We start from the raw sequence: 24,145 nt of genomic DNA, 5'->3' as shown, positions 1-24,145 counted from the left end.
TTAAAAATCTCCTTCTTGTCTACTTTTTATTTTATTCATAATTTGTACATAATATAATAAAAAGTTATTAAATTTTCCAGATAGATAGAAAGTATTCGACATAAACTGATAAAAATCCTTCATAAAATTTTATTTTTTATCATTTAGATACTACGCTTACTTTCAGGATATGGTATAATTAGATTTTGATATAATCTAATAGCATCATTATCTGTTAAAGTTGCAATATAGTCTACCACTAACTCATTACAATTATTTTGTTGCACTTTATATCGATCAGGTATTTTTTCAATGTTATCTACAAAATAATTAAACAAAAATTTAACTATATAGGTCCCCTTTTCTTTTTCTTTCAAACAAAATTCACTGTTATACACTTCTTTAAACATAAATTCTCTTAACTGTAATGTTATTTTTTCAATGTATTTGCTTTGATATATATCTACTTCGTATCCTAGATTTATTTTATTTATAGTTTCATTAACAATATCATTTACAAACTTGTTAACTCTTTTACTATGGCTATTACCTAAAGTTTCAATTATATTGGTCGGAATATCCTTTTCTTTTAATATTCCTGCGCTAATACTATCCTGTATATCATGACATAAATAAGTTAAACGATCTGCTATTTTAACAAGTTTTCCTTCTAATGTTGTCGGAATACCACTTCTGGTATGATTTAATATCCCATCTCTTACTTCATATGTTAAGTTCAGACCTTCTCCTTTTCTTTCTAATTGATCTACAACTCTCAAACTTTGTTCATTATGACGAAAACAACCTGTTAGCTGATTTAAAACTTGTTCTCCACTATGTCCGAAACATGTATGCCCTAAATCATGGCCTAAAGCTATAGCTTCTACTAAGTCTTCGTTTAATTTCAAGGCTCTGGCTATAGTCCTTGAAATTTGACTTACTTCTAAAGTATGGGTTAACCTAGTCCTAAAAAAGTCATCTTTAGCAATAAACACTTGGGTTTTACCTTTTAGTTTTCTAAATGATTCACTGTGTATAATTTTGTCTCTATCTTTCTGATAACATGTACGTATATTACATTTCTCTTCATGTTTTTTTCTTCCTACCGTTTCTTTACTTAATTGAGCATAAGAAGCTAACTTATCTTTTTCGTCATTTTCAGTTAGTTCTCTAAATATTACATCCACAGTTATCACCTCTTATTAATGCTTTAGCCAATGCATGTTTAATCTATATTGTTGTACCCAATAAATTATAATTTTAAAAGATTTATTTAATAATTAAAAAATAAAATGGAGGTCTTTACGACAACTCCATTTTATTTTTATCTATTATTAATACTATTTATTTTTAATAACTGCTTGCGCCGCAGCTAATCGTGCAATTGGTACTCTAAATGGTGAACATGATACATAATCTAGACCTAATAAGTAACAGAATTCTATTGATGATGGATCACCACCATGCTCTCCACATATCCCTAACTTAATGTCTGGTCTTGTTTGTTTACCTAATTTTACTGATATGTCCATTAATTTTCCTACGCCAGTTCTATCAATACGCTGGAATGGATCTTTTTCAAAAATGTTTTTGTCAATATACTCGCCTATGAATTTACCTGCATCATCTCTTGAAAATCCAAATGTCATTTGTGTTAAATCATTCGTACCAAATGAGAAAAATTCAGCTTCTTCCGCAATTTCATCTGCTGTTAGGGCTGCTCTTGGAACTTCAATCATAGTCCCAATTAAGTAACTTATTTTAGTTCCATGTTCCTCAATTACTTCATTCGCTACCTTTATCATTAGGTCTTTTATATATTTTAGCTCTGTTAATTGTCCTACTAAAGGTACCATAATTTCAGGAATAACTTCCATATTATCACGTTTCTTTAGGTTTATCGCAGCTTCTAAAATAGCTCTAACTTGCATTTCATAAATTTCTGGATAAGTTACTGCTAATCTACATCCACGATGACCTAACATTGGGTTTTGTTCATCTAGTCCTTCGATTACATCTTTTAATTGTTTTGTTGTCATGTTCATTTTTTCTGCAAGTTTTACAATATCGTCCTCTTCATGAGGTAGGAATTCATGTAGCGGTGGATCAAGTAAACGAACTGTAACTGGTCTGCTTCCCATTGCTTTGAAAATTTCTTCAAAATCTTGCCTTTGCATTGGTAGTAATTGATCTAATGCAGTTTTTCTCTCTTCAACAGTTCTTGATAATATCATTTGGCGTACAACAAAAATACGAGATTCTTCAAAGAACATATGCTCTGTTCTACATAATCCAATACCTTCTGCACCAAAGTTTATTGCTTGTTTTGTATCTCTAGGTGTGTCAGCATTTGTTCTAATTTTTAGTGTTCTAATTTCGTCTGACCATTTCATTAATACTTCAAAGTTTCCTAGTAACTCAGGGCTCTTTGTTGCGATTGTACCTTCATAAACACTTCCTGTATTTCCATCTAAAGAAATGTTATGACCTTCATCATATATCTCTGTTCCTATTGTGAAAGTTTTATTTTCTTCATTTATTCTAATATCTCCAGCTCCAACAATACAGCACTTACCCATCCCACGGGCAACAACAGCTGCATGAGAAGTCATTCCACCTCTTGCAGTTAATATACCTTGAGCTGCATACATTCCCTCTATATCTTCTGGTGACGTTTCGGCTCTTACTAGTATAGCTTTTTCACCTGCATTATTAGCTTTTACAACATCTTCTGGATTAAAGTACGCTTTACCTGATGCAGCTCCGGAAGACGCAGGAAGTCCTTTTGTTAGTAATTGTGCATTTTTTAATTCTTCTGGATTAAAAGTAGGATGTAATAGTTGATCAAGTTGAGCAGGTTCTACTCTCATTACTGCTTCTTCTTTTGTAATTAAACCTTCTTCAACCATTTCTACCGCAGTATTTATTGCTGCAGCTGCTGTTCTTTTACCATTTCTAGTTTGAAGTATGTATAATTTTTCATTTTCAATTGTAAATTCAATATCTTGCATATCTCTATAATGGTTTTCTAATAGGTCGCAAAGATCAACAAATTGCTTATATACTTTTGGCATTAAACGATCTAATTCTGCAATCGGCTTAGGTGTACGTATACCAGCAACAACATCTTCACCTTGAGCGTTTAATAGGAACTCTCCATATAGTAAGTTTTCTCCTGTTGAAGGATTTCTCGTAAATGCAACACCTGTACCAGAAGTATCTCCCATATTTCCAAATACCATAGATTGAATATTAACTGCTGTTCCTAAATGGTGCGGGATATCGTTATGTTTACGATATACTATAGCTCTTGGATTATTCCATGATTTAAATACTGCTTCTATAGCCATAAGTAATTGTTCTTTAGTATCCTGTGGAAAATCAATGTTACACTCTTTTTTTACTACTTCTTTATACTGCTGAACAATATATTTAAGGTCTTCAGTAGTTAATTGTGTATCATCTTCTATGTTATTATCAATTTTTCTTTTTTCTAATATATTGTCAAATTTATATTTAGGTATCTCTAAAACAACATCTCCAAACATTTGGATGAATCTTCTGTAACTGTCATATGCAAATCTTTGATTATTTGTAGCATTTGCCATACCTTCAACTGATTTGTCATTTAAGCCTAGATTTAGTATTGTATCCATCATTCCTGGCATTGATATAACACTACCAGATCTAACAGAAACTAATAAAGGATTATCAATACTACCTAATTGTTTTCCTGTCATCTTCTCTAATTCATTTAAATGATTAAAAATTTCTGTTTTTAGATCTTCCCATAATTTTGCACCCTGATTGTAATACTCATTACAAGCTTCAGTTGTAACTGTAAAGCCTTCTGGAACTGAAAGACCAATTTTTGTCATTTCAGCAAGATTGGCTCCTTTACCACCTAATAAAGATTTCATTTTTGCTGATCCTTCATTGAAATTATAAACAAACTTCGCCACTCAAAAGCACCTCCAAAATTATTTATAGCATTTATAATAAATTTTTAATTATTACCTACCATTACTAAATTGATGACCCTTTTCTCTAAAAATTTCTATTATAATACTTGCACTTTCTTCTACTGCTTTTGATGAAACATCAATAATAGGACATCTAAGTCTTTTCATGATATTTTCTGCATAATCTAATTCTTCTAAAATACGCTCTACACTTGCGTAGTTTGCTTCACTTTTTAGACCTAAAGCCTTTAGCCTTTCTTGTCTTATTTCAATTAGTTTAATTGGATTAGTAGTTAATCCTATAATTTTCCAAGGTGGTACTTCGTACAATTCCCTTGGTATGGGGGTTTCTGGAACTAAAGGTACATTGGCCACTTTTATATGCTTATGTGCAAGATACATACTTAAAGGTGTTTTTGAAGTCCTAGAAATTCCTGTTAATATTAAATCAGCCTTTTTTAAGCCCCTAGGATCTTTCCCATCATCATATTTTACTGCAAATTCTATAGCTTCAATCTTTTTAAAGTATTTTTCATCTAACTTACGTATTAATCCTGGCTCTTTTTTAGGCTCTATGTTTAAAACATTTTGAAACCCTGAAAGCACTGGTGATAGTACGTCTATTAAGGTTGCTTCGTTCTTACTTCCGTACTCTATTAAAAAAGTTTTTAATTCATCTAATACCATTGTGAAAATTATAATTGATTTAAATTCCTTAGCTTCATCTATAATTTCTTTAATTTGATTTTTTTCACTTATAAAAGGATATCTTCTAATCTCATAATCTGTCATATTAAACTGACTAATAGTTGCTTTAGCAACTTGTTCTGCTGTTTCTCCAATTGAATCTGAGACAATATAAATTACCAGTTGTTCGTTTTTGTTTTCCACCATAACGCCTCCTAACTTTTACATAACTCTACAAAAAGTTTAGTTATATTACTTTTTGAAATTCTTCCAATGACATTGTACTTAGTTTTAGTTTTATTATCGTCATCACTTAACTCAACAACAGGCAGACTATCGATTTCGTTTTCGATAATTTTATTTGCTGCAATCATCACATTTTCTTCTTGAGTTATTGTTATTATAGGTTTTCTGGTCATAATCATTCCAACTGGCATCTTATTCATGTCGACTCCGCCAATAACACTTTTTAATAAATCCTTTCTAGATACTACACCGCTTAAGTCCCCTGCCGAACTAACGTATATAGTACCAACATCTTCTAAAAACAACGTGACTATGGTGTCATAAACAGTCGTTTCTTCTGTAACTACAATGGGAAGTGACATAATATCTTTAACTTTAATGGTTGAAACTTCTTCCAATAGTTGATTGTTTTTAGGAAGTCCTAAATAAAAATAACCTACTTTCGGTCTTGCATCTAAGACACCTGTCATAGTAAGTATTGAAAGGTCAGGTCTTAAAGCAGCTCTTGTTACTGTAAGATATTTTGCAATATGCTCACTTGTTATCGGTTGATGTTCTTTTACAATATCAACTATCTTTTTTTGTCTACTCGTAAGTTGAATTATGATCACCTCACTATTGTGATACACTATTTATTAATTATGCTACAGCATATAAATAATTTACCACATTTATTCAATTTTTTCTATATATTTTTTATATTTTTGTAAAAAAATCAGTCGAATTTTGAAACTTCGACTGATTAATATTAATTTAGAATTGTAACCTTTCTTCTAAATATGCTTCTAGTTCCTCAATTTTTATTCTATCTTGCTTCATTGTATCTCTGTCTCTTACGGTAACGGACTTGTCTTCTAGAGAATCAAAATCAAAAGTTATGCAGTAAGGCGTTCCGACTTCATCATGTCTTCTATACCTTTTTCCGATACTGCCAGCATCATCATAATCGACCACAAATTTACTTGATAGCGTACTGTAAAGTTCTAAAGCTTCATCCTTTAGCTTCTTTGTTAATGGTAGGATAGCGGCTTTAAATGGTGCTAATGCAGGATGTAATTTTAATAATACTCTTGTATCCTTCTCATCAATAACTTCTTCTGTGTATGCATCAACTAAAAATGCTAACGTAACTCTATCAGCTCCTAATGATGGTTCTATACAATAAGGCACGTATTTTTCATTTGTAACAGGATCTGTATATGTAAAGTCAATACCTGAGTGTTCGCTATGTTGTTTTAAATCATAGTCTGTTCTATCTGCAATACCCCATAGCTCTCCCCAACCAAATGGGAACCTAAATTCTATATCTGTGGTAGCATTGCTGTAATGAGATAACTCCTCTTCTGAATGATCTCTCAGTCTTATATTATCTTTATTAATATTTAGGTTTAATAACCAGTTTTCACAGTAATCTAACCAATATTTAAACCACTCTAGATCTTCTCCTGGTTTGCAGAAAAACTCTAGCTCCATTTGTTCGAATTCTCTTGTTCTAAAAGTAAAGTTACCTGGTGTAATTTCATTTCTAAAGGACTTACCAATCTGTCCGATTCCAAAAGGCACTTTTTTTCGGGAGGCTCTTTGTACATTTTTAAAATTCACAAAAATTCCTTGTGCTGTTTCTGGACGCATAAATAATTCTGTACTTGTATCCTCTGTTACTCCTTGGTATGTTTTAAACATTAAGTTAAACTGTCTGATATCTGTAAACTCTTTTTTACCACACTCAGGGCAAACTATTTTATTTTCTTCTATAAAGTCCTTCATTTGTTCATTAGTCCAACCATCGACAATTTCATCTTCACCTTTATTATGGTAATAATCTTCTATCAATTTATCCGCTCGATGTCTTGCTCTACATTTTTTACAATCCATTAAAGGATCATTAAATCCACCTACATGCCCTGATGCTACCCATGTCTTAGGATTCATTAAAATAGCTGAATCTAAACCTACATTATATGGACTCTGTTGTATAAATTTCTTCCACCATGCTTTTTTAACGTTGTTTTTTAATTCTACTCCTAAAGGTCCATAGTCCCATGTATTTGCTAGCCCACCATATATTTCTGAACCTGGAAATACAAAGCCTCTAGACTTTGCTAATGATACTATTTTGTCCATCGTTTTCTCTGATGTTACCATCTGCTCTCCTCCTAAAAACTAAAAATAAGTCTTTCACCCCAAACTCCGGAACGAAAGACTTTACTTATCTTCCAAATCTTAATAAAAATTTATCAAATAATGACTTTTTTGTCAATGATTCGATCTAATAATCTGTATCATTTAGATTGTCTAATGTTTCTTCAATATTTTCAAAGTTGTTTTTAACGTCGTTCATTTTATTTACTGCTATATTACCCAGGTCAACCACTTCTCCATCGTTCTTCACTATTTCAATTTTTGTTTTTGTTAGCAATGCAGCAGATACTCCTAATAAAGCTGCCAAAGGAGCAAGTATTACACCTATAGCACCTGCTGTAACAGGTATATTCATTAGCGTTTCGCCTTCTCTTTTAACGATCACTTTTGTAACATTTCCTTTTTCTATTAATTTTTTTAATTTTTCTATAATCTCATTGCTTGTATCACTTACATTTTTACTCCAATCTTTCTTAGGCTCTTCTTCTATAATTATTAGTGCATCTACAAGATTACCATTTGTTTTTTCTAATGCTTCCTTTGCTTTTCTATAAGAAACACCAGTTCTTTCTCGAATTGTATCTATCATCTCTAAATTTACTTCCATTCTACTCACTCCTATATGTTTTTTCAATTAAGTTTAAGCTTTTAAAGTTATGTTTATTAATATGCACAAAAATATAATGTTTTAAAACTTTTTTTAATTGTTCATTTAGAAAATTACTTATTTTGAGTTTTTGAATTTCAGTAATATCTTTAAATAGTAAGTATTTAGCTAATTTAATTGTGTAAGTAGAAATAATGGTACCATCTTGGTAATTTTGACATTGACCACACAATAATCCTCCACGTTCAGAACTAAACATCCATTTTTCGGACCGTAAACAGTTGCAATTTACACAACTTTCCAAATGAGGTTTGTATCCAGTATAGTCAAGAAACTTTAATTCAAAGCATCTTACTATGGTATCAATTTCGATGTTATCTTTAGATAATAATAAGAGGGTTTTTCCTAATAAGTTAAATAGACGATTATTTGTTTGTCCTTCATTTGTTTCTGCTGATACAAGTTCTAGAAAGTATGTTGCATATGAAAGTACATCTAAATTTTCTCTTAGTTTATAGTTAATGTTTTTGACATCGCATTGTGATACCGTGTATAAACTTTTTCCCTTGTAAAGTATAAACTCACTGTGACAAAAAGGCTGTACACCTGATAATAAATTACTTTTTGGACGTCTCGAGCCTTTTGCAACAGCACTTATTTTCCCTAATTTTCTTGTAAAAATAACTATTAAGCTATCATTTTCATTGAATTTAGAACTTTTTAGTACAATTCCATCTGTATTGACAAGCATATTTTTTTGCCCCACATATTCTTTATTGACTTTCGTTTACAAACTTTGTTTCATCCAGTTGAGTGATTTCTTGGGATTTATAATTATTTTGTTGCTGATTAAATTCATTATATGTTTTTACATACATAAAAGCCTCTATATTTCCGGATGCCTTAAATATTTTCCACATTTGTTCATTTATCATAAATTAAGTCCCCTTTCTTACAGATATTTAGCATTATTTTCTGTAAGTTGAAGAGGAATATTCATTGAAAAAATTGTTATAATTTATTCAAAGCCAAAGTTTCTTAATGTTGATTGACTATTGCGCCAATCTTCTTTGATTTTAACCCATAACTCTAGATATACTTTTGAACCAAGCAATGTTTCAATATCTTGTCTAGCACTTTTTCCTATTCCTTTTAGCTTTCTTCCATTTTTTCCTATTATAATTCCTTTATGTGACTTTTTTTCACAGTATATTGTGGCATTAATATCTACAATATCTTTTTCTTCTCTATATTTCATAGATGTTATTTCAACTGCTACACCATGAGGAATTTCTTGATCAATATAGTGCAAAACTTTTTCTCTTATTATTTCTGCAACAATTACTTTTTCAGGTTGATCTGTAATCATGTCGTCTGGAAAATATTTAGGTCCTTCATCCAAATAATCACTTATTTTATGTATTAATGAACTAATATTTGCACCTTCGAGGGCAGATATTCCAATTATATCTTTAAATACACCTTCTTGTTCATACAAATTATAAAGGTTTTTAAATGATTCAGGATTCATTAAGTCTATTTTATTCATTACAAGAATAACTGGTGTTCTAGTTTCTTTTAATTGTTCGATAATGTGCCTGTCTCCAGGACCAATCTCTTTTGAATTATCAACTACAAATAAAACTACGTCTACATCTTTTAATGTTTGTGTTGCTGTATTTACCATGTATTCGCCAAGTTTATGTTTTGGTTTATGCATGCCTGGTGTATCGATAAAAATAATCTGTAATTCTTCATCTGTGTAAATGCTTTGTATTTTATTTCTAGTTGTCTGCGGTTTATCAGACATAATAGCAATTTTTTCTCCAATTATATAATTCATTAAAGTTGATTTACCGACATTTGGCCTACCAATAATGGATACAAACCCTGATTTAAACGCCACTAGGTACACTCCCTTTCTGTCAAGTCTTCTGGTGAAAAGGAATTAGGTAGTAATTCCTTTATATTATAAACTTTATAATCTTCTTCCGTCTGTGCAATAATAATTTTTATTTCTTTACCAAACTCAACAATTACCTGACGACATATTCCACATGGATATGTGTATTCTTCTGGTGCACCAACAACTGCAATTGCAAGTATTTCTTTATCACCTTCTGAAACTGCTTTATAAATAGCTGTTCTTTCCGCGCAATTTGTTGCCCCATAAGAAGCACACTCAATATTACAACCGGTATAGATTTTCCCACTTTTTGTTTGAAGCGCTGCACCAACTTTAAAATTTGAATAAGGTGTGTATGCTTTTTCTCTTGATTCTATTGCTTTTTTTACAAGTAACTTATATTCCATATTGTCTTAATCCTCCTGATTGTCTATTTATAACTAACTGATCTATTGCTAGGAAATAAAGCAACATAAGTTTTTCCTCTATTTAACTTCAATCTATTTCCATCACAATCAAAGAACTGTGTTGGCGTATGTGTATCTGCTTTTTTCCATGAAATTGATGTTGCCTTTCCATCAGTTATATATATGCCTTCACCTTGTCCAACTAATTTCATATCTAGTCTTGGTCCATTATTAATTAAGTTAGTATCTGTGTATTGTATAATTATATTTTTAAAAGTTAATTGTTCGTTATTGTTATCATCAATATGAGGTTGATTATGATGACTTTTTACATAAATTCCTTTTTCAATATTATACTCGAATACCGAAGTATAGCTTTGAGAAAATGGTATAGTCACACTTGTTGCTTCTTCTCCAATCACATTTAACTCATCTGTAAATGAAAAAACCCTTGGAGTGTCTTCTGATAATTCTTTTCTAAATCCGATATTTTCCCAACCATTGTGTATTCTTTCTGCACTTGTATAAAGACTATGTTCTAACATTCCACTCTGACTTGCTCGCTTAGGATCACGCCATGTCATTATGCTTTCGAGACTAGAAAGTGTATTCAAACTGGCTGGTTTAAGCTTTTGAATTGCATCCATTGCTTCTCTACTACCTCCATGATGTACATACATTGCATCATGATCTAAAGGAATATTTAAAAAATAGTGTCTAGCACTTCTAATAGGTCCAATCTTTTCAGCATCAAAATCTTGGAATACAGCTACTAATCTTGTAATACCACCTTCAGTTATTGCTTCATAGAGTATATCTGCTTGTGAAATTCCACTTTGGGGTAATGCAACACGATGGTTGTTAATCATAATACTTACGGGTCTTCTATTGGCTATTTTTTCATCAATCCATTCGCCGGTTAGCGGGCTCGGAGCTTTACCTTCTTTTGTACTCTCTATCTCCGTTGACGCATGATCCTTCTGACCATCATATTGAACAATCTCTTTATCCGAACAACCAAACATTATTGTAGTTAATAAAATCACTATTATAATCCCTATCTTTAAATTAAGTTTTTTCAAGCTATCACCTCATTTATATTAATTAAATATTTGAAAAAATATAATGGTTATTAGTGTTCCTAGTATTGCTCCTGCAATTACTTCATATACAGTATGTATTTTTGATTCAATTCTGCTCTGGCATACTAGTAGTGCCATTAGTATTGCCAAAGTAGCTATAAACATATTCTCTGATATGAATGTAATAGATATAGCTAAGGTAAACGCAACTCCTGCGTGTCCGCTAGGCATGCCCCCCTGCAATGCTGTACCTCTTGCAAAGTGTGCTTTTAGTGCAATTGTCAGGAAAACAACAATTATAAATGTAATAAAAGTTATATGTATTGGTGACTGTCTTACTCTGTTCAAAACAATGTGTGTATAGGGATTTATCCTATGAAAAAAAATTAAATAAGCTACTATGAGCGCATTAATTGAAGCAATTAAAACCGCACCAGCTGCTACGTTTTTGGCAATTTTTGCAAATATATGGTATCGATCCGTTATTAAATCAATTGTCGATTCTATAGATGTATTAATCATCTCAGTTATAATAACCAATGATATAGTAAACACTAGTAGTATCATTTCTACCCTAGTCAAGTTGTAAAATAAACTCAATACTAAAATAGCAGTAGCTGCAAGGAAATGAATCTTCATATTTCTTTGGGTTTTCAACGCATATATTATGCCTTCAAAGGCATAGTTAAAACTGTCAATTAGCTTTCGCATTTTCATAGCTAGTTACCTCTTTTACTTTCTTATTAGCCCTAGATTTTGTAATATTGCTTCTTCTTTTTTTCGCATATTTTTAGTATTTTCTTCATCATTATGGTCATATCCCATAAGATGTAGCATGCTGTGCACAAAAAGAAATCCTAACTCCCTTGTAATTGTATGATTATATTCTTTTGCTTGTTCTATTGCCTTTTCAATTGAAATTACAATGTCTCCAAGTAGCTTTTCTTCCATTGACGCTTCGTATAACGGAAAAGATAAAACATCCGTAGATGAATCTTTTCCACGGAATGTTTTATTTAATTCTTTTATTTCATCATTATCTACTAATGACAAACTTATTTCGAAATCTTCATCCCAGCCTTCATATTTAAGACTCTCTATAGCTAACTCATTAAACATAGCTATCATGTTATCCTCTAACTCTACGATGTTTTGTCTATTGCTAATTTCTAGATTCATATGCTTTTTTTCCTTTCAGTTCTTTTATATCTAACTCCGGATATTCAATTCTCTCATGAAAAATACCTAATATAACTTTAATAAATGTTTCTTTAATTATTGATATTTCTTTTAGTGTTAGATCACTTTCATCTAATTGACCAGCTTCTTGCTTTTCATTAATAATTTTGGTTATTAAAGTCTCAATTTTTTCTTTAGAGTGACTAGATAGGCTTCTTACTGCCGCTTCTACAGAATCAGCTAACATTACTATTGCAGTCTCTTTTTTATTAGGTCTAGGACCATTATATCTAAATCGATGTTCTTCTATTCTGATGTCTTCTTCACTTGTTTTAGCCTTATGATAAAAATATGCGACAAGGGTATCACCATGATGTTGTGCTATAAAATCGATTATTTCCTTTGGTAATTTATATTTCTTAGCTAATTCTACTCCATCCTTTACATGACTAGTTATGATTAAGCTACTTAAAGCTGGATTAATTTTATCATGTGGATTTTCAGAAGTAAGTTGATTTTCTTTAAAAAAGTAAGGGCGTTTTGTTTTTCCTATGTCATGATAAAATGAACCAACTCTTGCTAAAAGTGCATTTCCGCCAAGGGCATTTGTTGCAGATTCACTCAAGTTCCCAACAATTATGCTGTGATGATAGGTCCCAGGAGCTTCTATAAGTAGCTTTTTCAACAGCGGATGATTTGGGTTTGATAATTCCAATAACTTCAATGGTGTTACAATATTAAATAGGTTTTCCCAAAGCGGTAATGTGCCGATTGTTAAGATGGCACATAAAATACCATTTATAAAACTATACATACCAAAAGTTAAAACTTTTGAAACTTCATGACTGTATATAAATCCTATACCTATTATTGTAATAATATTAACTATGCTTATAGCTAATCCTGAAATTATTATATAAGATCTTTGTTGTGTATTTAATACGCTAAAAACACCAGCTGTACCTCCTACTATTGCCATAGAAATAAATATAATATCATTGCCAATTAATATGCCAATTAATATTGTCAAGCATATATTTATTAATAAAGCAAGTCTTGGTTCAATCAAAATAGATAATAACATAGCAGATGCACCTAAAGGGATCAAATAAATAGATATAGTAGAAATTGCTTCTGCTATAAGTAATGTGCTTATAAAAATGATCGTAATCATTATTAGCAAATCTACTCGCTCTAGTAGGCTTTTATTAAATACATAGATGTAAGCTATTATTAATAATAATAAAATAATACTAATTGCCATAACCCCTAAATACAGCATAAGGTCAATTTTTCCATCTTCTTCTAATACTCCCAATTCACCTAGTAGTCTATATTTTTCAAAGGTTATTACTTCGCCTTCTCTTATTACTAATTCATCTTTTCTAATCATCACTCTATCAATATTTTGAATAGCCTCTTCTTTATACTGTTGTGTTATCTCTAAATCAAGAAATTGATTAGGGCGAATAGTCGTATTAACTATGTCATAGGCTAAATATTTTAATTCCTGATCAAAGTCATCGAACGTGGAAATATATTCATTTATAACTGATTTTTGATAATCTATATCTTCTACTTTTATACCATCATTCATTCTTTGAGCTGTAATTTCGGTTATATAATCCTGGAGATAACTTAATCTTTCCTTTTCAACATTAACAATATCCTGGAAGTATTCCCCTTGTAATCCTAAGGGATTTTCATTGATTAAAAGTTCTACTTTTTCTTCATACTCTAAATCTTCATCCTCTTGTACTTTAATAAAGAAGTTAAAAAATTCCTCAATGTCACTTTTAACTTCTCCATGAATCCCTAAGTTAACTGTATAAATTAGATCAACGGATTCTGCTGCCTCTGCCTTTAGTCTCTCCGTCTCCCACCTATTTTCGATATCCTTTGGCGCATATATATCCACTGGTGAATTTTGTCCAATATCTAAATCATATTTATCAGGCATAAGATTATATAATAATATACCTACAACAGATACGAAAAAGAACATAGCGACAAGTAATTGTTTTACATAAGCTTTACTTAACCATTTAGTAATATAGTTATTGCTCAACTTGTCCTTAAATACAGCTCGAATGTTCATAATTTAACCCCCAGAGAGTTATTCATTAGCTATTTTAATTATGCATATCATGCTGTTCATATGCTTTAATAATCTTCTGAACTAATTGATGACGTACCACATCTTTATCCGTTAGATAACAAAATCCTATATCATCGATCCCCTTTAATACATCTATAGCATTTTTTAAACCTGAAAATTTTCCTCTTGGAAGATCTACCTGAGTAATATCTCCTGTTACTACAGCTTTTGAACCGATACCTAGTCGGGTCATAAACATTTTCATTTGTTCTTGTGTTGTATTTTGCGCTTCATCTAAAATTATAAAAGCATTATTTAAGGTTCGTCCCCTCATATACGCTAATGGGGCAACTTCTATTACACCCCGTTCCATGTACTTCATAAATTTTTCTTGTCCCATCATATCATATAAGGAGTCATACAATGGCCTTAAGTAAGGATCTACTTTATCTTTTAGGTCACCGGGCAAAAAACCTAAACTTTCACCAGCCTCTACGGCTGGGCGTGTTAATATAATGCGATTAACTAACTGTTCTTTAAAAGCTTTATAAGCCATAGCTACGGCTAAGTATGTTTTTCCGGTTCCTGCAGGCCCTATTCCAAAGGTTAAATCTTTATCTTTAATAACATTAAGATAATTTTTTTGTCCCAAGGTTTTGGCCTTTAAAGGCTTCCCTTTGTGGGTTACTAGGATTGTATCCACATTTAAAATATCAGATGTATTTGGACTTCCTTCTAGTAATAAGTTCATTATATAATCTATTTTTTGCCTAGTTAAGCTTTCTCCTTGTTCTTTTACTTTTAATAAGGTGTTAACTAGTTGCTCTCCTAAAACTAGATTTTTTTTATCCCCAATTAAAACTAATTCATTTTCTCTTAATACAAAATCTACACCAAGTATATTTTTAATGTGTTTTTTATTTTCGTCAAAATCACCAAAAAGTTCCCTTAAAAACGCTTCATTATCAATGGTTAATTTTTTTTGCTCTTCTTTCAAGTATTATCCTCCTCATAATCCTTTTCTACTAGTGCACTTTTTTTACCGATTTCTTCTAATGTTTCAATAATTAAATCTATATATAGCACGTTGTTTTTTTGTTCAAAAGAAATAATTGAGTCAAGTAGTTCAGCATCTTCTGGTATTTCTTTTACTAACTCTCTGACTGCTTTTTCATGTAAGTCTGCTTTTGCTACATTAATATCTAGCTCTTCTTTAGTCTCTGTTGCTTCATAGTATTCTTCTGTTATAATTTCTACAGGAATACTTAAATTCCTCCAACTCAATGGTCTTTTGGCATTTTTTTCTACTATAAATGTATCATAGGGAATGTTGCCTCTACTTATCGCTAAACTCATATCACCTAATTTAATTGTTCTTCTCGATATCTTCTCTCCTGTTTTTTGCTTTTTTGTTTCTATTAATTTCATAAACTTTGTTGTTTCATAATATGTTTTTGCATAAACTTCTCCATAAGCATGAACTAGTACAGGTTCTTCTAGAGTTTCTCTTTCTATAATTCCTGATATTATTATGTCTCCGGGCCGAACAATATCACCCTCGGATACTATAGATTCACCATTACGTGCTATGACACTTTTAATTACACCATTTTTCGATGCAACAACATTACAGGGAGTTTCTTTATCTATTTGTATTGGTGTTTCAGTTCTTTCTACAATTTCTACTCTAGCCGTGGTTCCCTTAATATCAACACCGGCCCAAGCTAAATTTTCTATATTTAATAATAGATCGTTCTCTATACTTCGTATATCCATCTGGTATTTATTCTTTCCAATTTTAAGTCCTGATTCTTTTAATACAGCATAAATCTCTTCATCACTTATTTTTTCGTTACCAATCACTTCTATCTTAAATATAAAACTCGATATAATCGTTATAAAAATTAAAGAAAAAAATGCCCCAAAGAAAAGCATTTTCCTCTTTTTTACTTTACTATACCAAAAAGGATACCCACTTTTATTGGATATATAAACTTTACACCCTGTTTTTTTTACTATCTTTCTCATCTGCCTAAAGCCACGCAGACCAACTTTTGCTTCTAAAGTTGTATAGTTAATTCTTTTAATATCCCATAGGTAGATTTGTTCACCTATACAAGTATTAATAAAACGTTCTAATGCCAGTCCTTCTATTTTTATAATAACATAGCCTCTTAAATAATTCCATAAAGAAACAATTATCATTATTCCACTCCTTAGCTAGTCAAATTCAACCTGTGAAATTTCTCCAACTATTACAATTTCCTCAACAATTATATTTTTTATTGTTAAATTTTTACCGGATACTCTTAAGATTCCATTTTTTGTGTTAATTCTTATTCTAGTAGTACTATACTCTAAAATTCCTTTATGATTTTCTATGTAAACCTGGAGTTGGCCAATTAAGGTTATTTTTGGGAGATCTAACATTACATCTTTTGGTAGTTCTAGTAATTCTGCTAAACTTTTTTTAATTTCTTCAGATTTATTCACATGGCTCACCTCCTATATATTCAATTTCTATGCATTTTTATATGTATATAGACCTATTTGGGAAATGAAAAATGAGTCTGAAAGTATTTTCAGACTCATTTCTGTTAATTGCACATTTGACTATTTATTTTTGAGACTTTTTGGTTTGTCAAGAATTTCTGACATTATTATCCCTTGAATTAACGCATTTCTACTAACATTAAAAGTCTTCACTCTTTGTTTTGTTACATAGTTTTTATCAACAACTTTTGATGGTTTCTTGTTCGATTGTTTCTTAACGACTTCTTCTTTTATAACATCCTTTAAATCAGTATCTATGGTTGTTGTTTGATTATACTCTTGATGAATATCTGTGTTATTTGGTTCGTAGCGTTGAATAACCTCTTGGTTTAACTCTACTTCGTAATCAACATAATTATAATCATCGGAAATATCTTTGTCGTAATCTGCTCTGGTTGTCTTATCTGGGATATCATACTCTGATTGTATATCCTCATTTTGTAAAGGCTCTATATCTGTTAGATCACGATCTAATGTCGGTTTATCTAATGGTTTTCTTTCAGGTGCTTTTTTATCTTTATTAAACAAAGATGTAATTACAGCTATGGCAATAAATATTAATATGGATTCCATATCTATTGTTCACTTCCTTTTTATTGAATCCTATTCTTGATCGTTCTCCATATCAGTTTGTGAGACGTTAGAAATAGATTCTCTCATAGAGGTATCCGCTAATATGTTTTTCATATTGTAATAATCCATTACTCCCAATTTTCCATCCTTTAATGCTTGAGCTAAAGCTAAAGGTACTTCTGCTTCTGCTCCAACTACTTTGGCTCTCATTTCCTCTACAGATGCTTTCATTTCTTGTTCTTTTGCTACAGCCATTGCCCTTCTTTCTTCAGCTTTTGCCTGAGCAATTCGTTTGTCTGCATCTGCTTGGTCTGTCTGTAGCTGGGCACCGATATTTCTTCCAATATCAATGTCAGCAATGTCTATAGATAAAATTTCATATGCAGTACCTGAATCAAGACCTTTTCCTAAGACTGTTCTGGATATAAGGTCAGGATTTTCTAGTACTGCCTTGTGTGAAGAAGCGGACCCTACTGTTGTTACTATACCCTCACCAACTCTAGCAATAATAGTTTCTTCTCCAGCACCCCCAACTAACCTTTCTATATTGGCTCTTACTGTTACACGTGCCCTAGCCATAACCTCAATCCCATCTTTTGCTACAGCTGCAATTTTAGGTGTTTCAATAACTTTAGGATTTACACTAACCTGTACTGCTTCTAAAACTTGTCGTCCTGCTAAGTCAATTGCAGCAGCTCTTTCGAATTCTAAACTAATATCTGCTCTTTGTGCAGCAATTAATGCATCTACTACGCTGTTGACATCCCCACCTGCTAAATAATGCGCTTCTAATTTGTCAATATTAAATTCTAAACCTGCTTTTGTTGCTTTAATAAGGGGATTTACTATTCTAGCTGGTTTTACTCTTCTAAAACGCATTCCTATTAAAGTAAATATTCCTATTCTTACCCCTGAAAAATATGCTGTAAACCATAAACCTACTGGAACTAGGCTTAAAATTATTGAGCCAATTATAAAAATAATAGCTAATACAATAATTAATCCTACTAATTCTGGCATAAAACATCCTCCTTTTAATTTAGTTAATTTTTCTTACTACAATTTTACTTCCTTCTACTTTAACAACTTTAACTTCGCTATCTATATCAACAAATCCTTCTTCAGCTACAACATCAATTAATTCGTTATCTATTTCTACTTTTCCCGATGGCCGTAAAGTTTTTACAACTATACCGGTTTTATTTAGTAATATTTTTTGATCTGATGATGAAGAATAGCCTTTTTCTTTATCTAGGTTTTCATTTAAAATTATTTTATTAAAATAGATATTTTTGGGTCCATACTTTAATAAAATAATAAATGTTACAATCGATAGAGTAAACGCAACTATAAGGGAAATCACAGCCGTGGTAGTACTACTTGAAGCTAAAATGATACTAATAACAATAGCTGTTATTCCACCAACCCCAGGAATCCCAAAGCCGGGTGCTATAGCCTCTATTCCTAACAAAATAAGCCCTACAACAAATATTAACAATACTGCAAAACTAGCATTTCCTGCCAGTATGCTTCCTCCAAAATATAAGGCAAAGGAAACTAAGCTTATTGTGCCCCCTAAACCAAAACCTGCTGTAAATATTTCTATAACTAATCCAATAAATCCTAAAGTTAATAATATTGGTGCTACTGTTGAACTTGAAAGAATTTGTGATATAAGAACACTTCTTGCAATATCCATTTCTTTCACTATTGTATATTCAATATTGAATTCATCTAATATCTTATCATACTCACTAGCAACTATATCAGTTATATTTAAGTCTAATGCTTCTCTTGCTGTTAAATTAAGTAATCGTCCCTCTTCTATAACTTCAGGTATATATATGCTCTTATCTGCCATTGAAGCAATAATATCTGGATCTCTCCCTTGCTCAATAGCTACACTTCTTAGCATGCTAACCCACATAGATAAAACCTTTTCTGTGTTTGGAATAGTTTCAGCTGAGCCTATTGTACTTCCGGGTGCCATTGCTATATTATCTCCCGAGATCGTCAATAGTACACCTGCGGATTCTGCTTTTGTGTTAACAAGGGTTATTGTAGGAATATTTGATTTTTTAATCATCATACTAATTTCTTCCGCAGAATCAATTCTACCACCATAAGTATCAATTTCAAAAATTATAGCTGTTACATTATTGTTACTTTCTATTTCTTCAATCGAGTTTTTTACATATCGACTCATTGCAGGCCCTATTTCACCACGAATAGGAATTATATATACGCTTTGTTCATCTTGTTCACTATATGTATTAGGTACCATAATAGAAAAAACAACAACTATAATTAATATAAATTTCACAAGTTTTTTTGCCACAGTAACACCTCCTAAATTTAGTATACTATAATATATATAACCTTTCTTCTAATTTAAACTAAAATAAAAAAAATTAACCCATAAATCGGGTTAATTTTTATGTCAACATTTGCTTTACTGTTTGATTTACGATTTTGCCATCTGCTCGGCCTTTAAGTTTGGGCATCACAGCCGCCATTACCTTACCCATATCCTTTATGGATACAGCGCCTAGCTCACTAACCGTATTTTTAACTATTTCTTTTATTTCGTCTTCTGTCATTTGAGCAGGTAAGTAATTAAGTAAAATTTCTGCTTCTTCTTTTACTTGCTGAGCTAAATCTTCTCTTCCACCATTTAAGAACTCATCAGCAGCGTCTCTACGTTGCTTTAATTGGCGAGATATAATTTCAATTACCTCATCATCATTAAGCTCTATACGCTTATCTACCTCAATTTGCTTTATATCAGAACGTATCATAGTTATTACATTCTTTTGTAGCTTATTTTTAGATTTCATGGCTTCTTTTAAATCATTTGTTAACTGCTCTTTGAGGGTCATTTATTCACCTCTTTTATCTTATATTATTAGATTTAGAATCTTTTAGTGTTTTTCTTACGAGCTGCCTCAGCCTTTTTCTTACGCTTTACGCTTGGTTTTTCATAATGCGATCTTTTTCTTACTTCGGAAAGTACGCCTGATTTAGCGCATTGACGTTTAAACCTACGTAGAGCATTATCTAAAGATTCATTATCTTTTATTTTAATCTCTGACATTATTTCTCCCTCCCTCCGCGAGCACCTGCTGAACTTTATTTATAATAAATATAAGTTCGATGTGCAAGTGGGATCTTTACAATACTTCGTTATTATACCTCAAAATAACTAGTTATGCAATGTTTTTTTTTAGCCTGGTGGCCATTGAAGTTGTCTTCCGGCAAGCAAATGAAAATGTATATGCCCTACAGTCTGCCCACCATTTTTTCCACAATTGTTTACTATTCTATAACCTTCTTTTTTAAGGTCAAGTTTTTCTGTGATATATTTTACTGCTAGAAAAACTTTGGGCAAAATACTCCCCATATCTTCTTCACTGAAGTCTGAGAAAGAACTAATATGCTTTTTAGGAATAATCAAAATATGGGTAGGTGCCTGAGGATTTACATCATTAAACGCAAGGACTTCATCGTTTTCAAAAACAATTTCAGATGGTATTTCTTTATTGAGAATTTTACAAAAAATACATTCACTCATTTGTACACCTCCTCTTTAACCTATATAAAGCATATTCCACAAAAAAGCAAAAATTCCTTTAATCTTAATTACTAAAATTAAACTATCTCGCCTTCAATATAGCCATTTTTGATGCTTTTTAAGCACACTTTTATTAGCTGACCATCTTGTCCTTCTGCTTTACAAACTACTTTTATATAATTATCTGTAGTCCCTTCCACATAACCTTTTTTATCCTTTGAGTCATTTTCAATTAAAACTTCTACTGTTTTGCCAATAAATTTATCTAAATACGCTCTCTTCATATTCTCTACTAATTTTATCAATCTAACACTTCTATCATTTTTCAATGAGCCATCTACTTGTCCTTTAAATTCTGCTGCTGGAGTTCCATTTCTTGGTGAAAACTTAAATACATGAACATCACTAAATTCCATTTCTTTTACAAATTCATATGTTTCTTCAAAGTCTTTTTCTGTTTCTCCAGGAAACCCTACTATAATGTCGGTTGTTAAGGATACATCTGGATAAATTTTTCTAATCCTTTTAACGATTTCTCTATACTGTTGAGTTGTATATTTTCTATTCATATCCTTTAGTGTTTTATTGCATCCACTCTGTAAAGATAAATGGAAGTGAGGGCAAACTTTTTCCAGTTGAGAAAGTTTGATTGTGAAGTGTTCATTGAATAGTGTTGGTTCTAATGAGCTTAGTCTCAATCTCTTTAAACCCTCTATATTATTTAAATGTAAAAGTAAAGATAATAGTGAATTTTCTTCATTCCAGTCTTTTCCGTAGGAAGCAACATGTATTCCCGTTAAAACAATCTCTTTAAAACCATTTTTGACTAAGTTCTCTACTTCCTTAACTATTTCTTCCTTATTTCTACTACGTATTCTTCCTCTTGCATAAGGAATAATACAATAGGAGCAGTATTGATTACAACCTTCTTGTATCTTTAAAACCACTCTTGTTTTTTCCTTTATTTCTTGTATAGACATCTCTTCAAATTGATCTACCTTCATAATATCGTCTACAACATTAATCTTTTGTTTAATAGACGCATCTTCCACTAATTCAACAATTTTGTTTCGTTGATTTGTGCCTATTATAATATTAACACCTTCGATTTTTTCAACTTCTTCAGGTGATGTTTGCGCATAACATCCTACTACTGCTATAATTGCATCTGGATTTATTCTCTTTACTCTTCTAATAAACTGTCTTGACTTTTTATCACCCATATTTGTAACTGTACACGTATTGATGACATAAACATCAGACTTTTTAGTATCTTCAATTACGGTGTAATCATTCTTTTCAAACAACTCACTCATAGCTTGTGTTTCATATTGGTTAACCTTACACCCAAGTGTATGAAAAGCTACTGTCTTCAATTAATATCCTCCTAAATCTCCTAGCTCGTACATAATTGTACTTATTAAAACCGCTCCAGCTGTTTCAGTGCGTAAAATACGAGGTCCAAGAGTAATCATTTCTATATTCTTATCTTCTATCATTTGAATTTCACTATGGTCAAATCCACCTTCTGGTCCAATCCATACTCCAATGTTTATTATCTCTTCGTTATTAATATCACGTAATAACTTCTTAATTCCTATTTGCTTTTCATTTTCATATGCTAAAATATTAAGATCGTAGTTTTTGCTCATTTCTATTGAATGATGAAATGATATTGGCATGTCTACATCTGGGATTTTTCCTCTTTTGGACTGTTTAGCTGCCTCTGTTACAATTTTTGTCCATCTTTGTTTTTTCTTTTCTTTATCTTTGTCAGTCTTAAAGTTTACCACTGTTCGTTTTGTAATTACTGGTACAATTTTGTTGACACCTAATTCTGTTGCTTTTTGGGTGATCCAGTCCATTTTTGTACTTTTGGGTACGGACTGAAATAAGGTTATGTTAACTCTAGGCTCAGTATTTAAGGATTCATGTTTAGCTATCTCTACTAAAACTTCTTCTTTTGTAATAGAAATGATTTTACCATAATACACATTTTTTTGTCCATCACTTACTTCTATTAGATCCCCATTAGACAACCTAAGTACTTTTGAGATATGGTGTACATCTTCGTTTAGTATCTTTATTACTTTTTCTTCATCATTAACTTGATTTATGGGAACAAAAAATCTATTCATGTCGTTCATCCCTAACTTTTGATACTATAGCTGCCCATTCCCCTTTTGTTTTTATATCTAAAATATCAAACCCATTTGTTGTCAGTGCTTTTTTTACATCTTGTAGTTTATCTAGTATGATTCCAGAAGCAATAAATATCCCTTCCTGGTTTAAATATGGTTTAATATCTTTACTTAGTATTATAATAATATCCGCTATAATATTAGCAACTATAATATCTGCTTTTTCATCAACAACACTCATTAAATCGCCATGTCTAACAGTAACTTGATTACCAACACTGTTTTTTTGAATATTTTCCTTAGTCACATTAACTGCTACTTCATCTAGATCTACAGCGATTACTTTTTCAGCACCTAATTTTGCAGCTGCAACAGATAAAATACCACTACCACAACCTATATCAAATACTGTTGATCTTTCTTTAATGTGTTTTTCTAGTTCTTGAGTACACATTATAGTCGTTTCATGAGTTCCTGTTCCAAAAGCCATTCCAGGATCTAACTCTATAACTAGTTCATTAGGTAAGTTTTCATATTCTTCCCAAGAGGGCTTTATTACAATGTTTTTACTAATCTTTGTTGTTTTATAATATTGCTTCCACGCTGTAGCCCACTCTTCTTCATCTACGACAAGGGTCGTAACTTCTCCAATTCCTATATCCAATCCATAGCTTGGTAGTAAATTAACTAGATCTTCAATTAACTTGATTTTATCGTTTAAATCCGAAGATTGTGATAAGTACCCTTTAATTACTGCCCCTTCATATTCTAGGTTATATATGCTCTCATCAATATAATCCCAAGTATGGTTGCTAGTATTACTTACAGTAAGGTCGTGTGGATCCACAATAACTACGCCTGTAACTCCTGCATCATATAGAATGTTTGAAACTGCCTCTACTGCCTCTGTAGTGGTTTTTATTGACACTTCAATCCATTTCAAACGATCACATCCTTTAAAATAATATGTGTTATTTTTAAAAAGTTATAACACAAATGGTATCTCATTCAT

The 24,145-nt window shown here is 31.4% G+C and carries 26 protein-coding genes; all 26 read right to left on the bottom strand.

Features of this window, described 5'->3' with window-relative positions; genetic code table 11:
- Positions 1-143 precede the first annotated feature (143 nt).
- Entirely contained in the window at positions 144-1,166 is a 1,023-nt protein-coding gene (locus RH915_RS00700; protein ID WP_310477318.1) for a deoxyguanosinetriphosphate triphosphohydrolase, read from the bottom strand.
- A gap of 153 nt (positions 1,167-1,319) precedes the next feature.
- Positions 1,320-3,899, bottom strand: a complete 2,580-nt coding sequence (gene ppdK, locus RH915_RS00695; protein WP_442985493.1) for a pyruvate, phosphate dikinase — start codon at positions 3,897-3,899, stop codon at positions 1,320-1,322.
- Between the two features lie 93 nt (positions 3,900-3,992).
- The gene (locus RH915_RS00690; protein WP_331618228.1) at positions 3,993-4,832 is read right to left on the bottom strand and encodes a pyruvate, water dikinase regulatory protein; all 840 of its coding nucleotides are present in this window, start codon (positions 4,830-4,832) and stop codon (positions 3,993-3,995) included.
- Positions 4,833-4,843: 11 nt separating this feature from the next.
- A complete protein-coding gene (locus RH915_RS00685; protein ID WP_310477737.1) occupies positions 4,844-5,485 on the bottom strand; it encodes a helix-turn-helix transcriptional regulator in 642 nt (213 codons plus the stop codon).
- A 142-nt stretch (positions 5,486-5,627) separates the two neighbouring features.
- Entirely contained in the window at positions 5,628-7,019 is a 1,392-nt protein-coding gene (locus RH915_RS00680; RefSeq protein WP_310477314.1) for a glycine--tRNA ligase, read from the bottom strand.
- A 124-nt stretch (positions 7,020-7,143) separates the two neighbouring features.
- Complete coding sequence (locus tag RH915_RS00675) at positions 7,144-7,623, bottom strand: DUF4342 domain-containing protein (protein ID WP_310477313.1); 480 nt, start codon at positions 7,621-7,623, stop codon at positions 7,144-7,146.
- A gap of 1 nt (position 7,624) precedes the next feature.
- Positions 7,625-8,374 (bottom strand): DNA repair protein RecO, encoded by a 750-nt coding sequence (gene recO / locus RH915_RS00670; protein ID WP_310477312.1) that lies wholly within the window; start codon positions 8,372-8,374, stop codon positions 7,625-7,627.
- Between the two features lie 22 nt (positions 8,375-8,396).
- Positions 8,397-8,558, bottom strand: a complete 162-nt coding sequence (locus RH915_RS00665; protein WP_310477311.1) for a hypothetical protein — start codon at positions 8,556-8,558, stop codon at positions 8,397-8,399.
- An 83-nt stretch (positions 8,559-8,641) separates the two neighbouring features.
- Complete coding sequence (era, locus tag RH915_RS00660; RefSeq protein WP_310477310.1) at positions 8,642-9,529, bottom strand: GTPase Era; 888 nt, start codon at positions 9,527-9,529, stop codon at positions 8,642-8,644.
- The gene (locus RH915_RS00655; RefSeq protein ID WP_310477309.1) at positions 9,529-9,936 is read right to left on the bottom strand and encodes a cytidine deaminase; all 408 of its coding nucleotides are present in this window, start codon (positions 9,934-9,936) and stop codon (positions 9,529-9,531) included. Before RH915_RS00655 ends, era begins: the two co-directional genes overlap by 1 nt.
- A gap of 23 nt (positions 9,937-9,959) precedes the next feature.
- A complete protein-coding gene (locus RH915_RS00650) occupies positions 9,960-11,018 on the bottom strand; it encodes a DUF3048 domain-containing protein (RefSeq protein WP_310477308.1) in 1,059 nt (352 codons plus the stop codon).
- An 18-nt stretch (positions 11,019-11,036) separates the two neighbouring features.
- Positions 11,037-11,735, bottom strand: coding sequence for a diacylglycerol kinase (locus RH915_RS00645; protein WP_310477307.1), 699 nt, complete (start codon positions 11,733-11,735; stop codon positions 11,037-11,039).
- 15 nt (positions 11,736-11,750) lie between these two features.
- On the bottom strand, positions 11,751-12,197 hold the full coding sequence (ybeY, locus tag RH915_RS00640; protein ID WP_310477306.1) for an rRNA maturation RNase YbeY: 447 nt from the start codon (positions 12,195-12,197) through the stop codon (positions 11,751-11,753).
- Complete coding sequence (locus RH915_RS00635; protein ID WP_310477305.1) at positions 12,181-14,295, bottom strand: HD family phosphohydrolase; 2,115 nt, start codon at positions 14,293-14,295, stop codon at positions 12,181-12,183. The genes ybeY and RH915_RS00635 overlap by 17 nt, the downstream gene beginning before the upstream one ends.
- Positions 14,296-14,329: 34 nt before the next feature.
- The gene (locus tag RH915_RS00630; protein WP_310477304.1) at positions 14,330-15,292 is read right to left on the bottom strand and encodes a PhoH family protein; all 963 of its coding nucleotides are present in this window, start codon (positions 15,290-15,292) and stop codon (positions 14,330-14,332) included.
- Positions 15,289-16,500 (bottom strand): sporulation protein YqfD, encoded by a 1,212-nt coding sequence (gene yqfD / locus RH915_RS00625; protein ID WP_310477303.1) that lies wholly within the window; start codon positions 16,498-16,500, stop codon positions 15,289-15,291. The genes RH915_RS00630 and yqfD overlap by 4 nt, the downstream gene beginning before the upstream one ends.
- Before the next feature lie 15 nt (positions 16,501-16,515).
- Positions 16,516-16,788: a sporulation protein YqfC gene (yqfC, locus tag RH915_RS00620; protein WP_310477302.1), complete on the bottom strand. Its 273-nt coding sequence runs from the start codon at positions 16,786-16,788 to the stop codon at positions 16,516-16,518.
- 120 nt (positions 16,789-16,908) lie between these two features.
- On the bottom strand, positions 16,909-17,421 hold the full coding sequence (locus RH915_RS00615) for a hypothetical protein (protein WP_310477301.1): 513 nt from the start codon (positions 17,419-17,421) through the stop codon (positions 16,909-16,911).
- A gap of 30 nt (positions 17,422-17,451) precedes the next feature.
- Positions 17,452-18,441 (bottom strand): flotillin-like protein FloA, encoded by a 990-nt coding sequence (gene floA / locus RH915_RS00610; RefSeq protein ID WP_310477300.1) that lies wholly within the window; start codon positions 18,439-18,441, stop codon positions 17,452-17,454.
- Positions 18,442-18,460: 19 nt separating this feature from the next.
- Positions 18,461-19,759 carry an NfeD family protein gene (locus RH915_RS00605; protein WP_310477299.1) on the bottom strand — a complete coding sequence of 433 codons (1,299 nt, stop codon included), beginning with the start codon at positions 19,757-19,759 and terminating at the stop codon, positions 18,461-18,463.
- A 97-nt stretch (positions 19,760-19,856) separates the two neighbouring features.
- Complete coding sequence (locus tag RH915_RS00600) at positions 19,857-20,300, bottom strand: GatB/YqeY domain-containing protein (RefSeq protein WP_310477298.1); 444 nt, start codon at positions 20,298-20,300, stop codon at positions 19,857-19,859.
- Between the two features lie 32 nt (positions 20,301-20,332).
- Positions 20,333-20,515 (bottom strand): 30S ribosomal protein S21, encoded by a 183-nt coding sequence (gene rpsU, locus RH915_RS00595; RefSeq protein WP_310477297.1) that lies wholly within the window; start codon positions 20,513-20,515, stop codon positions 20,333-20,335.
- Between the two features lie 129 nt (positions 20,516-20,644).
- A complete protein-coding gene (locus RH915_RS00590; RefSeq protein ID WP_310477296.1) occupies positions 20,645-20,992 on the bottom strand; it encodes a histidine triad nucleotide-binding protein in 348 nt (115 codons plus the stop codon).
- A gap of 77 nt (positions 20,993-21,069) precedes the next feature.
- Positions 21,070-22,368: a tRNA (N(6)-L-threonylcarbamoyladenosine(37)-C(2))-methylthiotransferase MtaB gene (gene mtaB / locus RH915_RS00585; RefSeq protein ID WP_310477295.1), complete on the bottom strand. Its 1,299-nt coding sequence runs from the start codon at positions 22,366-22,368 to the stop codon at positions 21,070-21,072.
- A complete protein-coding gene (locus tag RH915_RS00580; RefSeq protein ID WP_310477294.1) occupies positions 22,369-23,130 on the bottom strand; it encodes a 16S rRNA (uracil(1498)-N(3))-methyltransferase in 762 nt (253 codons plus the stop codon).
- A complete protein-coding gene (gene prmA / locus RH915_RS00575; RefSeq protein ID WP_310477293.1) occupies positions 23,123-24,076 on the bottom strand; it encodes a 50S ribosomal protein L11 methyltransferase in 954 nt (317 codons plus the stop codon). Before prmA ends, RH915_RS00580 begins: the two co-directional genes overlap by 8 nt.
- Positions 24,077-24,145: the final 69 nt, after the last annotated feature.

It is taken from the genome of Serpentinicella sp. ANB-PHB4 (genome assembly GCF_031432315.1).
GTDB lineage: Bacteria > Bacillota > Clostridia > Peptostreptococcales > Natronincolaceae > Serpentinicella.
Note: the sequence above shows the minus strand (reverse complement) of the source record. Positions and strands in the feature narration are given on the sequence as shown.

What these genes read in the sequence shown, in the direction of transcription:
- ppdK (WP_442985493.1), bottom strand. Translation starts at nt 3,899, where the DNA reads ATGAAATCTTTATTAGGTGGTAAAGGAGCCAATCTTGCTGAAATGACA.
- RH915_RS00680 (WP_310477314.1), bottom strand. Translation starts at nt 7,019, where the DNA reads ATGGTAACATCAGAGAAAACGATGGACAAAATAGTATCATTAGCAAAG.
- RH915_RS00675 (WP_310477313.1), bottom strand. Translation starts at nt 7,623, where the DNA reads ATGGAAGTAAATTTAGAGATGATAGATACAATTCGAGAAAGAACTGGT.
- recO (WP_310477312.1), bottom strand. Translation starts at nt 8,374, where the DNA reads ATGCTTGTCAATACAGATGGAATTGTACTAAAAAGTTCTAAATTCAAT.
- RH915_RS00665 (WP_310477311.1), bottom strand. Translation starts at nt 8,558, where the DNA reads ATGATAAATGAACAAATGTGGAAAATATTTAAGGCATCCGGAAATATA.
- RH915_RS00655 (WP_310477309.1), bottom strand. Translation starts at nt 9,936, where the DNA reads ATGGAATATAAGTTACTTGTAAAAAAAGCAATAGAATCAAGAGAAAAA.
- RH915_RS00645 (WP_310477307.1), bottom strand. Translation starts at nt 11,735, where the DNA reads ATGAAAATGCGAAAGCTAATTGACAGTTTTAACTATGCCTTTGAAGGC.
- ybeY (WP_310477306.1), bottom strand. Translation starts at nt 12,197, where the DNA reads ATGAATCTAGAAATTAGCAATAGACAAAACATCGTAGAGTTAGAGGAT.
- RH915_RS00635 (WP_310477305.1), bottom strand. Translation starts at nt 14,295, where the DNA reads ATGAACATTCGAGCTGTATTTAAGGACAAGTTGAGCAATAACTATATT.
- yqfD (WP_310477303.1), bottom strand. Translation starts at nt 16,500, where the DNA reads ATGATAATTGTTTCTTTATGGAATTATTTAAGAGGCTATGTTATTATA.
- RH915_RS00615 (WP_310477301.1), bottom strand. Translation starts at nt 17,421, where the DNA reads ATGGAATCCATATTAATATTTATTGCCATAGCTGTAATTACATCTTTG.
- floA (WP_310477300.1), bottom strand. Translation starts at nt 18,441, where the DNA reads ATGCCAGAATTAGTAGGATTAATTATTGTATTAGCTATTATTTTTATA.
- RH915_RS00600 (WP_310477298.1), bottom strand. Translation starts at nt 20,300, where the DNA reads ATGACCCTCAAAGAGCAGTTAACAAATGATTTAAAAGAAGCCATGAAA.
- rpsU (WP_310477297.1), bottom strand. Translation starts at nt 20,515, where the DNA reads ATGTCAGAGATTAAAATAAAAGATAATGAATCTTTAGATAATGCTCTA.
- RH915_RS00590 (WP_310477296.1), bottom strand. Translation starts at nt 20,992, where the DNA reads ATGAGTGAATGTATTTTTTGTAAAATTCTCAATAAAGAAATACCATCT.
- RH915_RS00580 (WP_310477294.1), bottom strand. Translation starts at nt 23,130, where the DNA reads ATGAATAGATTTTTTGTTCCCATAAATCAAGTTAATGATGAAGAAAAA.